General features: G+C 67.2%; 6 protein-coding genes. 4 read left to right on the forward strand and 2 right to left on the reverse strand.

Features of this window, described 5'->3' with window-relative positions; genetic code table 11:
* Nucleotides 1-17: 17 nt before the first annotated feature.
* From MHZ91_RS17280 to MHZ91_RS28405, 4 genes are all read left to right on the forward strand, one after another.
* Nucleotides 18-689 (forward strand): response regulator, encoded by a 672-nt coding sequence (locus tag MHZ91_RS17280; RefSeq protein ID WP_239214815.1) that lies wholly within the window; start codon nt 18-20, stop codon nt 687-689.
* Entirely contained in the window at nt 686-2,044 is a 1,359-nt protein-coding gene (locus tag MHZ91_RS17285; protein ID WP_239214817.1) for an ATP-binding protein, read from the forward strand. The genes MHZ91_RS17280 and MHZ91_RS17285 overlap by 4 nt, the downstream gene beginning before the upstream one ends.
* A gap of 83 nt (nt 2,045-2,127) precedes the next feature.
* Nucleotides 2,128-4,191: a tetratricopeptide repeat protein gene (locus MHZ91_RS17290; protein ID WP_239214819.1), complete on the forward strand. Its 2,064-nt coding sequence runs from the start codon at nt 2,128-2,130 to the stop codon at nt 4,189-4,191.
* A 422-nt stretch (nt 4,192-4,613) separates the two neighbouring features.
* Nucleotides 4,614-7,901, forward strand: coding sequence for an autotransporter outer membrane beta-barrel domain-containing protein (locus tag MHZ91_RS28405; RefSeq protein ID WP_239214821.1), 3,288 nt, complete (start codon nt 4,614-4,616; stop codon nt 7,899-7,901).
* 80 nt (nt 7,902-7,981) lie between these two features.
* Here MHZ91_RS28405 and MHZ91_RS17300 read toward each other — a convergent pair whose 3' ends face one another.
* On the reverse strand, nt 7,982-8,722 hold the full coding sequence (locus MHZ91_RS17300) for a hypothetical protein (protein ID WP_239214822.1): 741 nt from the start codon (nt 8,720-8,722) through the stop codon (nt 7,982-7,984).
* A 95-nt stretch (nt 8,723-8,817) separates the two neighbouring features.
* Nucleotides 8,818-12,210, reverse strand: coding sequence for an autotransporter outer membrane beta-barrel domain-containing protein (locus MHZ91_RS28410; RefSeq protein ID WP_239214823.1), 3,393 nt, complete (start codon nt 12,208-12,210; stop codon nt 8,818-8,820).
* Nucleotides 12,211-12,255 lie beyond the last annotated feature (45 nt).

A 12,255-nucleotide genomic window follows, 5' to 3' on the forward strand; every position in this document is an offset into this window, starting at 1 on the left:
AAGGCGAGAGACGACAAATGAGAATTCTCATCATCGAAGATGACCCCCTCATTGGTGATGGCCTGAAGTCCGGCTTACGGCTTCTGGGCTATGCCGTCGACTGGTTCTCCAGCAGCCGGGAAGCAGATCAGGCGATCAGCGTCGTGCATTACGACGCCGTCGTTCTCGATCTCGGGCTGCCGGGAGAAGACGGTGTGTCTCTGCTCAACCGCTGGCGCCGCGATGGCCGCACCATGCCAGTTGTCATCCTGACGGCGCGCGAGGCGGTTTCAAGCCGCATCGCGGGCCTGGATGCCGGCGCGGACGATTACCTCATCAAACCCATCACTCTGGATGAACTGGCGGCACGCCTGCGCGCGGTGACGCGGCGCGTCGCCGGCAAGCCCGAACCCGTCTGGCGGCATGGCGATCTTGACTACCACCCGGCCCTGCACGAAGTGCATTGGAAAGGCCAGAAAGTGGACCTCACGACGCGTGAAGCCCTGCTTCTGGAACTGTTCCTCACGCATCCCAATCGCGTGCTGACGCGCGATTTCATCCGCGACAAGCTTTACGACTGGGATGCCGAACTCGAAAGCAATGCGCTCGAGGTGTTCGTGCACCATCTGCGCAAGAAGATTCACCCGAAAATCGTGCGCACCGTGCGGGGTTCGGGATACGCGCTGGGCCAGGTGGAAGCCGACTTATGACATTGCAACGCCGCCTGATCATTGCCGTGCTGCTTGCGGCGCCATTCGCGTGGCTCGTCACCATCGCAGGCACGTACTGGCGCGCCGCCCACGAGATCAACGAACTCTACGACACCGACATGGTGCGTCTGGCGCAACAGACGATCGCGATATCGGCGCTGATTCCGCCTTCCACCCAGACACAGCCTGCGCGTGCCCAGTTGCCCGCATCGGGCACAGCGGGCGATGCCGGCCTTGGCGATCTCTCGGTGGCCATATGGCGCGGCGCGCAGGCCCCTCTGGTGCTGGATCCCGAAGCCATGCAGTTTCCCCGCAACGAAGACCGCGAAGGGTTTGCGGAAAGCATCGTCAACGGGGAACCCTGGCGGCTCTTTTACCTGGACGATCCATCGGGCCCGACGCGGGTCGCCGTGGGACAGCGCATCGGAGAACGCGACGACCTGGTGATCGCCTACGTGGCGGGCCAGATCCTTCCCTGGCTGTTGGGCCTGCCGGTGCTGATCGGGCTGCTGATCTACGCGGTGCGCCAGGCGATGTCCCCCGTGCGCAGGCTATCGTCCGAACTGGAACGACGCAGCCCGGACGACGCCAAGCCCCTGCCGCTGTCCGGCGTGCCGGGCGAACTCACGCCGCTGGTGACTTCCATGAACGGCTTGCTTGCGCGGGTCGGTACGCTGATCGAGCAAGAGCGCCGGCTGACCGCGGATGCCGCGCACGAGCTGCGCACGCCGCTGGCCGCGGTGCGGGCGCAATGGGATGTGATGCAGCGTACGCGAGACCCGGACGCGCTGCGCGAGGCGCAAACCAGCGTGACGCGCGGGATGGAGCGGCTGGACCGGCTGGTATCGCAGTTGCTGACGATGGCGCGATTGGACAATGCCAGTCACACCGACTTCGGCGGCTCCGTTGACTGGCGCACCGTGGCCGAGCAGGCCGTCAGCGACTGCCTCTGGATCGCCAACCGGCGGGACGTGGACATCGCGGTGGAATGGCCCGAGCCGGGCGTCCTGCCGCTGCCCATGGCGGGCGATGCCGACGCCCTGGTCATCATGCTGAAGAACATCCTGGACAACGCCATCCGGTACGGCCCGCGCCATGGCCGGGTGCGCCTGGCCTTTTCTCCCTCGGATATCTCGGTCGACGACCAGGGGCCGGGCGTCGCGCCCGAAGTGTTGCCGCGGCTGGGCGACCGGTTTCTGCGCGCCGCCGGCAACGAGGAAGCCGGCAGCGGCCTGGGCGTTTCCATCGCCCGCCGCATCGCGCACGCGCACGGGATGCGCATTGCCTTTGCCATGCGCGATGCGGAAAGCGACTTCGGCCCGGGCTTGCGGGTCACGATACGCCGCGGCGCGTAGATGGCAAGCCCGCGCGAAGGCACTAGAATCTGCGCTTCACGTTTCCCTTCAGGCCGCCCTGAGCGGCGGCCGCTGGTCTCACCATGGCCCCCAAGCCCGCACCGCCCACGCCGACGACAGGCGAGCTGCTTTCCCTGCCTGAAGCCCTGCGACAGGCCCATGCCCACTGGAGCGCCGGGCAGGCGGCCCAGGCGGAAATCCTCTGCCGGCGCATTCTGGCCGCGTCGCCGGGACAGGCCGATGCCTCCCATCTGCTGGGCCTGATCGCGCATACGCACGGCCAACCGGCGCTGGCACTCGACCTGCTGCGGCACGCTTGCAAGACCGACGCCGCGCCCGCGGTCTACTTCGGCAACCTGGCCGAAATCTGCCGGCAGCAAGGTTTGCTCGCTGAAGGCGAGGCCGCCGCGCGCCATGCCACGCAACGAGAACCCGGGCTGGTCATGGCGTGGAACAACCTGGGCATCATCCTGCAGGAGTCCGGGCGCCACGCCGACAGCGTCGATTGTCTTGAGCGGGTGGCGAAACTTCAACCGCACAGTCCGGAAGCCTTCAACAACCTCGGCAACGCGTACACGGGCGTGAATCGCCTGGACGAAGCGCGCCAGCGCTACATCCAGGCGCTCGCATTGCGCGGCGACTACGCCGAGGCGCACAGCAACCTCGCCTTCGTGCTGCGCGAACTAGGCGATTACGACGCCGCAGCAAACGCCGGGCAGCGCGCCATCGAATGCAACCCGCGCCTGGCGAACGCGTACATCAATCTGGCGGAAATCGAAGCGGCGCGGTCGCGGCCCGCAACAGCGCTGCAATGGACCGAAGCGCTGCTGACCTTCGCGCCCAGCCACCCGCAGGCGCTCGAACTGCGCACGCGCTTGCGGACGGCATGCGGCTCGCAGGCAGCACCAGGCGAAGCGCTGGCGGCGTCGACGGACGCGGCGCCAGTTGGGGCACACCCGGCCGCAGCAGCCGCCCCAGGCGCTGCGCTGGCGCAAGACTTGGAAGACTTGGCGCGCCACGTCCGCGATCTGCTGACTGAGCGACAGAACGCCGAAGCCGAGCGGCTACTGCGCGAGAACATGGACCCGCGCGGCGCGCCCGCCGCACTTTGGCGCCTTCTCGGTCTGGCAGTGAAATTTCAAGGGCGCGTTCAGGAAGCCGCTGAGATTCAGGCCATGCTCGCGACAGCCATGCCCGGCAACCTGTCCGCCCGATTCGACCTGGCCGAAACGCGCTTGCTGCAAGGGGATTTCGAGCGCGGCTGGACGGAATACCGTTGGCGCTACAGCCTTTCCCATACCGCGGCGATGGACCGCAAGGTGCAGCGGCCGCGCTGGGACGGCAGCCGCATCGATGGCCAGACGCTGCTCATTCATGACGAGCAGGGGTACGGCGACACGCTGCAATTCATGCGCCTGATCGACGCGGCCCGGACCCGCAGCAGCGCGCGCGTCGTGCTGGAAGTCCATCCCGACCTGCTGTCCTTTGCCCGGCGCCTCGTCGGCCCGGACGCCTTCCCGCGCGGACAGATCCCCCCGCCGTTCGACCAGCACTGCGAACTGATGTCCCTGCCCATGGCGATCGGCCTGCGCATGGCCGACCTGCCGGGCCAGGTCGGCTACCTGTCGGCCGATGCGGCCCGCGTCGAGAAATGGCGCAAGCGGCTGGCCGGCTTGCCACGGCCATGGGTGGCGCTGGCCTGGGCAGGCAGACCCACGCATTCGAACGACGCCAACCGGTCTCTTGCCCTGGCGGACATGGCGCCCCTGGCCGTGCCCGGCATCACGTACCTGGCCATCCAGAAAGGCCCTGCCGCGGCCCAGGCCGCCACGGCCCCGGCCGGCATGAACATCGTGCCGCTGGATGCCGAGATCGCCGACTTTGAGGACACCGCCGCGGTCCTGGCGCTGGCCGATCTGCTCGTCTCGGTCGACTCCTCGCCCGTGCATCTGGCCGGCGCATTGAATCGGCCCGCCTGGGTGCTGCTGCCTTTCCTGCCCGACTGGCGCTGGCTGTTGCAGCGGTCCGACTCCCCCTGGTATCCGTCGCTGCAATTGTTTCGCCAGCCCGCGCCGGGCGATTGGAAGCGGGTCATGCACGACGTGGGCCAGGCGCTGGCAACCCGGTTTCACCGCGGCCAGGTCTGAACATGCGGGCGCAACCGGCGCCCAAGCCGGCGCGCCCGAAGTATCAACCGGAAAAAGGCCTGAATCTCGGCATTATTGCGGCCTTTGAGACCGCGGCATCGCCAGTAATGTGCGGGGTGAGATAGTACGCCCCAGCAAAAGGCCGCCTGTCTAGCCTCATACCCTGGCACCGGCCGCGCGGATAGTCCATAGCTCCAACGGTTGCCGCACATTCCAACCGAAATCGCCCCAGGCGGGAGCTTGCCTTGAAGCTGAAACACCGAAAAAAACGTACACCTTCTTTTCCCGTGGCATCCGCGCGAGCCGGCTCGAGGGCGGCGCCTGCCCGGTCGACGCAAATTCTGTCGGGTGTTTCCCTCGTGGCCGCCAGCCTGCTTCCCGGCATGGTCCATGCAGCGGGGTGCCTCACATTTGGGAACAATGTGACGCTCTTCGGCTCCACCGACTGCATCGAATGGACGGGCGGTAACTTTACGGTCACCGCGACCGGCACGCTCTCCGGCGCCGACATCGGTCTGCAAGCCTCCGGCACCAGCCCCGGCCGCACGCTGACGAACTCCGGCACCATCGTTGGCACACTGGCGGGCATGCAGAACGACGGCGTTCTGGCTCAGGTGCAAAACAATGGTTTGATCTGGTCCACCGGAACGGGCATCACCGTGGCCGGCATCCGGAATACGGGGTCCGGAAGCATCACCAGCGTGGTCAACAACACGGGCGGCTCCATCGCCGGCGCACGTGCCGGGATCTTCAATGAGGGCAGCATCGCCACAATCAGCAATGCCGGGATGATCAGCAGCAACAGTCCCTTCGGAGGGACGATTGCAGCCATCTGGAACGACGGCGGAACGATCAGCAGCCTGACCAACACCGGCGCCTTGCAAAGCGCCAAGATCGGCAGTTTCCTCGCGGGTTTCGGTGTGGTCACCGAAAATGGCGCCATCGAAACGCTGCAAAACGATGGGACCATCGTCGGCCAGCTAGGCATCCTGGCTCAGGACAACGCCCGGTTAGGCACGCTCACGAATTCCGGGACCATCTCTGGCGACATCGCAGGCATCTTCATGGATGCCAGCACGGCGGGCACCATCACCAACACGGGCCTGATTGTGGGTGCGCCCAGCAGCGCAATGGGCGGGTCGTTCGATGCCGGCATCTACCTGTCCCGCGCCAGCAGCGTAAGCCTGCTCGCCAATAGCGGCACCATCACCGGCCGGAATGCGGCGATTCAGCTCGATAGCAACAGCTATATCAGTACGATCACCAACAGCGGCCTCATCGCGGGCGACCTGACCTCCGCCAGCGCCATCCCCCTCGCTATCGCAGGCGGCAGCGGCAACGTCTTCGGCACCCTTACCGGCGCAAGCGGCGGACTGGGCGCGGCCGACAAAGGCCTCATCAAGGTGACGGGCGCAAACCTGGTGTTTTCGGGCGGAAACCTGCTGCTGAACAACGACATCGCTGCGGTGGGCCGTTCCGTCATCAACACCGGCGCGACCCTTCAGATCAACAACCCCATCACCGTCACGGGCGACTATTCGCAGACCGGCGGCGGACTGGCCTTCAATGTCGTCGACACCAGCAGCTATGGCTACCTGGACGTGAACGGCTCGGCGGCCATCAGCAGCGCGGCGATCAGCCTGGGCGGCACGGGTTTGGCCAATGGCCAGTCCTACACGGTCGTGCGCCCGACCGGGTCCGGCACCTATGCCAACAACACGGCTTTCGTTTCCACCAACAACGGCCTGCTCGCCCAACTGAGCGACGTGAACGGCGCGCTGACCGTGACCATCGCGCCCGACGCCCAGACCCACTACTGGGACGGCGCCGACACCGTGGCCGACGGCACGATTGCCGGCGGCTCCGGCACCTGGACGGCCAACGGCAAGAACTGGACCTCGACCGACGGCGCCGCCAACGGCCAGCTCGACCTGATCGACGTGCGGCCCGTGTTCGGCGGCGCGGCGGGCACCGTGACGGTCGACGCCAGCCACGGCGCAATCGCCGTGAACGGCATGCAGTTCTCCACCGACGGCTACCGCGTCACTGGCGACGCCATCGGGCTGGCGGCGGCCACCTCGGCCATCGAGGTCGATGCCAACGCCACCGCCGTCATCGATTCCACGCTGAACGGCAGCGGCGCGCTGGCCAAGACCGGCAGCGGCATGCTGATCCTGAACGGCGTGAACACCTACTCGGGCGGCACCTCGGTGACCGCGGGCACGTTGGAGATCGGTGATGCCGCGCATCCCGCCGCCAGCATCCTGGGCGACGTGGCCGTCGGCAGCGCAGGCACGCTGCGCGGGCACGGCTCCATCGGCGGCAATGTGACCAACGACGGTATCGTGCGTCCGGGCGGCTCCATCGGCACGCTGACGATCCTGGGCAATTACACGCAGTCCCCGACCGGCACGCTGTTCATCGACGTCAGCCCCACCACGGCTTCGCAACTGAAGGTGAGCGGCACCGCCACCCTGGCCGGCACGCTGAACGTGCTGTACGGCCCGGGCACCTACAGCGCGACGTCCTTCCGCATCGTCGACGCGGCCAGCGTCACCGGCCGTTTCGCGTCCGTGACCAGCAACGCGCCGGCCGAACTGGCGCAAAGCGTGCAGAACCTGGCCGACGGCAGCACCCTCACGCTGGCCGCCAGCGGCACGGATACTGGCGGTGGCACGGATACCGGTGGCGGCACGGACACCGGCGGCGGCGCCGACACCGGCGGCGGCACGGACACTGGCGGCGGGACCGTCGTCATTGCCCCCACCAACGCCACGATCTTCGGCGCGGTCGCCTCGGCCGCCATCCGCGAAGGCCAGCGCGTGAACGACACGCTGCTCGCGCGCCTGGGCCAGGATTGCGCCGACGCCGCGACGCCCGCCAATTGCGCGCGCCCCGGCCGCCAAGCCTGGGCCCAGATCGTCTCCAACAGCGTCAACGTGCGCGGCAACGACGACGCGCCCAGCTACAAGGATCGCCATTACGGCTTTCTGGCCGGCCTGGATCAGCAGGTTGGCGCGTGGACGCTGGGCGTCGCGGGCGGCTATAGCCACGTCGATGTGACCGAAGACGAGGCAAGCGGCAAGATCGACACCCTGCGCATCGCAGGCTACGGTAGCCGCCGCCTGGGTGCGGTCACCATCGCCGCGACGGTTGGCGCCGCCTACGACTTCCTCCAGACGCGCCGGTCCTTCCCCGGCCCGGGCAAGGCCCGGGGCGACTCGGACGGCCAGGAAATCACGGCCGGCCTGCAAGCCAGCCTGCCGCTGGCTGCCGGCCCGCTCACAATCACGCCCCGTCTCGGGCTGCGCTATCTGTACCTGCACACCGAACGCTTCAGCGAAACGGGCTCGACCAGCCAGAATCTGGATGTCGGCTCGCAGGACTTCAACAGCCTGCAGCCCTATGCGCAACTCGTCGTGGGTATGCCCTTCAGCATGAAGTCGGACAAACCCGCCGTCGTCGAGGCCCGCGTCGGCTACGCCTACGAAACCCTGGACAGCAACCGCGCATTCCACGCCACGGCGACCGACGGCACCGGCTTCACGCTGCCCGGCGTGGCGCCTTCGCGCGGCATGTTCTCGGCGGGCCTGGGCCTGACACTGCCCGTCAGCAAGGCCATGGACCTGACCGCCAGCTATGATCGCCTGTTCGACACCGGCAACGTGTCGGGACAGACATTCCAGTTGCAAGCGTCGTACCGGTTCTAAAGCGCGGCGGCATTCGGGATTTCAGCCGCCCCGGCAAGCAACAAGGCCCACGCAATTGCGTGGGCCTTGTTGCTTTGAACTCAGGCAATCGCCCGCTTCGCCGTCCGCCGGCTCCGTCGGCGACACCACCACGTCAGCCCCGCCCATACCAGCGCCCACGCGCCCAGAATCGCGGCATAGAACGGCCAGAAAATGAAGGTGGAAACGTCATCCCACCCCGGCGCCGTACGCTTCAACCCGATGGGCGCGCTGATCTCCAGTTCGATCTGCTCGCCTTGAAGCGCTGGTCCAACCTCTTCCACCGTGAAGGTCAGATCCGACGCCCCCTTCGCCAGCATCGGAAATCCCGGCGCGGTCTCAAGCTGCGCGCCGTCGGCATGGCTTTCAGGCCAGAGCTTGCGATAGAAATGCGTGGCGCTGGAGCCACTGCGCGGCGCCGCGCTCACCACGATGTCCAGCCCCTTGCCATCGCGCACGCGGATTCGCACCGGCTCTCCGGGATTAACGTTGCGCGGCTTCGCGTCCGGCGCACCGATGCGCGTCGCGGGATCTCCCAATTCAGGTCGGTCCCGGCCCATCGGACCACCGAATCGCGCCTCCATCCACAGCGGCGCTTCGCGGATGCGGTAAACCTCGGCCCGCGCCGTCTGGCCGGCCGTCAGCATGATCGGCGTCAGCGTCGCGTCGGCGGATGGTATGTAACGCCCCATACCAAATGCGAACCACCCCATGGCGGCCAGCCAAAGCCCCCAACCCACCGCCAACGACATTTTGAAAATCGCGCGCCACATATCAAGACTTCCCGGATTTGCGAGCGTCACAGCGTACCCGATCTGACGCGGGCAGTTTGACGCGCAGAGGCAGGCTGGATGCAGACGAGCCCGGCTGCATGCAGACAAGCCCGGCGCCCCGCGCGTCAGAACGGCACCATGACCTTCAACGTCCCGCTATTGCTGCGCACCCGCTCCGAAAACTGGCCGTCATATTGCAGCCGGAAATCCACGCCGCCAGCGCGCGCCACATGCAGACCCGCGCCCACCTTACCCACGACGTTGTCGATGGGCAGCGACGTGTCGAACGATCCCGTGCCGGCCGGCGCACCGCGCAGGCGGGCAGTCGACGTCCAATCGTCCTTGGACAGGAAAGACACGCCGGCATACACGAACGGCCGCAGGATGGCGCCGTTGGGCAACTCCGCGCGGCCGCCGAATTCGATCATCGGCGACAGCCCCAGGATGAACTGGTCGCTGCTGTCGACCGACAGGGCCAGCGGATTCGAGCCGGACTCCTTGTATCCCGGCATGCGGGTATAGCTGGCATCGAAGTCCAGGTAGGGCTTCACATACATCTTGTCGAACGCGAACGTGCGCGCGGCGCGCAGACGGGCGTTGAAGCCATAGACATCGGGACGGCTGGTCAGCGTGTCCTGGTATCCCGCGATGCCGATGTTGCGATCCATCCGATAGCCGCCGTAGCCGCCGCCCACCGCTGCCGAGAACACCCACTGGCCTTGCTCGCGTTTGACCACCGCACCGGCATATCCGCTGTCGCCATTGCCGCGCACGCTGCCGTCGGAAGCGCGCACCTTGCTGTTTTCGTAGGCCATCGAGCCGCCGACGAACCAGCCCGGGCTGACTTCACGCTGGCCGCCGAACTGATAGGTCACCATGTCGTAGTCAAAGCCCGCCGTGCCCTTGCTGCCGTCCTGGTTGGTGTAGCGGCCCGTGACCTGGCCCCAGAAGCAGTTCTGCTCGCCCGTAAACGCATCGACGCCGGTGAACGTGGGACACGACATCATCGCGCCGGTGAATTGCCCCAGGTTGGCGGCCGACTGCACCGCTGGGGCGGCCGTCACGCCCGGCGACAGGCTGGCCACGCTATCCCGGTAAGCGCCCGCGCCCTGGCGCGATATCTGGTCCAACTGCCCGAACAGCGGCGCCAGCGCGGCATTGCCGCCGGCATCCCAGATGCGCTGAAGCTGAGCCGCGACCTGCCGCTGGTTGGACTTCAGGCCCATCGACGGCGCATTGAAGTCCGCCCCCGCCACGCGGATGCGCGTGGTCTGGCCGACCTGGCGGGTGGCGTAATCGAAGACCGGACTGTCCACGGCATCCACGCTGCCTTGGGAATCGCCTTGCACCGTCAGCACCGTCAACTCGCGGTCCGGCAGCAGCGCGGCGGCAAGCACGTCGACCTTGCCGTTCAGATCGCCGTTGCCCTGCACCACCATCTGCGACGCGCGCATCTGGTCGAAATCCACGTCGGCGCGCAGGACGCCGCTTTGCGACTGCTTGAAATCGCCGCTGACGGTCAGGGTCTGGAACTGGCCCGGCGAGCCGATCACCACCAGTCCCGAGTTGGTGACGTTGGCCTGGTAAGCCACCGCCGCGTCGACCACACCGCCCGACTGCACGATGTAGTTGCAGGCGTCATAGGAATCCGTGTTGCCGCAATACACGTTGCCGGAGACGGTGCCGTAGACGTTGAAGGTGAGGAAGGATCCGGCCGCCGTGGAGGAATCGCCATTGAACGTCAGCGCCGTGTTGGACAACGCACTGAGCGAACCGCCCGCATTGACGTTCACCACGTTGTTGCGCCCGCCCAGTATCCACACGCCTTTGCCGCTGTTCGTGCCGCCCGCCACGCTGCCGTTGATATTGACCGTGACGCTCTGTTCGCTTTGACCGCCCTGGCTCTGCGCCATGATGCCGGTCGAGTCCGATCCCGTCGCGCTAAGTGTCCCGCTCTGGTTGACGGTCACGCTGCCTGCATTGCCCGTGCTGCCGCCCACCGACCCGGCAAAGCCGCCTTGCGGTCCGCCGGCCAGCCCGCCGCCGCCACCGATCGACTGCGCGATGATGCCGTAGGAATTGGCGCCCGACGTCGAAAGCCGTCCGCTGTAGGACACCGACACGTTGCCGGCGGTACCGGAACTGAATGCGGTGGGCAGGAACCCGGCCGAGTTCGTGGTGATGAGTTTCGTCGTGTCGCCCAGGATGCCGCCGCCATCCGCAATGGACTGCGCCACGACGCCGTGCGCGCCGGCGCCATGCGTGTTCAGGGTGTACTGCAGATCCAGGTTTACCGCGCTGCTGTTGGCATTGCCGCCGCCCAGCACCGTCGCGCCCACGCCGGTCGCCGTGCCGGACGACACGATCCCGCCGCCGCCGCCGATCGACTGCGCGATGACGCCGATGGCCCGGTCGCCATAGGTGTTCAGGTTCAGGCCGGTGGACGCGTTGATCGAACCGCCCGCACCGCCAAGGCCGTTGCTGCCTGCATGCAGGCTGAACTGCTGGCTGCCGGGATTGGCGGCCGATGCCGTGCTGCCGGCCATCGCAATGCCGCCGCCGCCCCCGATCGACTGCAACACCAGTCCGTGCGCGCTGTCGCCGGTGGTCTGGATGGAGGCATAGCTGCCGCTGGTCACCGTGATGCCGCCGCCCGATCCTCCACCGCCACCCGTGGCCCCGACGCGCAGCGAACCATGCGCCAACGGCGATCCGGTGGCGCCCATGCCGCCGCCGCCGCCGATGGACTGCATGACGATGCCCATGGCGCCATAGCCGGCCGTGTTGAAACTGTTGGTGCCGTTGCCGTTCAGGAACGCCACGATGCTGTTGCCCGCACCGCCGCTTCCGCCCGAACCGCCCACGGATATCGACACGTTGGACGAAGAGATGCTTGAAGACGCGGTCGATGCGCCGCCCGCCCCGCCTCCGCCACCGATGGATTGCAGCACCGCAGCGTCGGCGTAGTCCCCGAACGTGTTCGTGGAAGCGCCGATGCTCGCGGCGTTGGAAGTGGTTCCAATGGCGCCGCCATTGCCCCCCGCGCCGCCGTTGCCGCCCACTGACACGTTGAACTGATACGTCGTGCCGGAATCGTCCAGCGATTCCGACGAATTGTTCTCGCTGGTTCCGCCGACCGCACCGCCCAGGCCTCCCGAGCCGCCAATGCTCTGCACCAGCAGCCCGTCCGCATCCGCGCCATGGGTGGTGACGTTGCCATCGCTGTTCAGGTTGATCGAGCCACCGTAGCCGCCGCCGGAACCGCCACGACCGACGGACACGGTGCCTCTGACATCGGTCGAGCCGTCTTCGCTTTCGCTATTGACGGCAAGGCCCACCTGACCGCCTTGCGATGCGCCGCCACCGCCACCGATGGACTGCACCAACACCGCGCGCGCGCCGTCGCCGTGCGTGACGATCGTGCTGGCGGGATCGACGGTGAGCGCCGCCGTGCCGCCCTGCCCGCCCGCGCCGCCGCTGCCGCCCACGTTCGCCGTGATGGATACGTTGGCGTCCACATTGGGACTGCGGCCTGGGCGGCAGTGCCTCGGCGCTGTCGACGC

It is taken from the genome of Achromobacter sp. ACRQX, from assembly GCF_022346505.1.
Taxonomy (GTDB): Bacteria; Pseudomonadota; Gammaproteobacteria; order Burkholderiales; family Burkholderiaceae_B; genus Achromobacter; species Achromobacter animicus.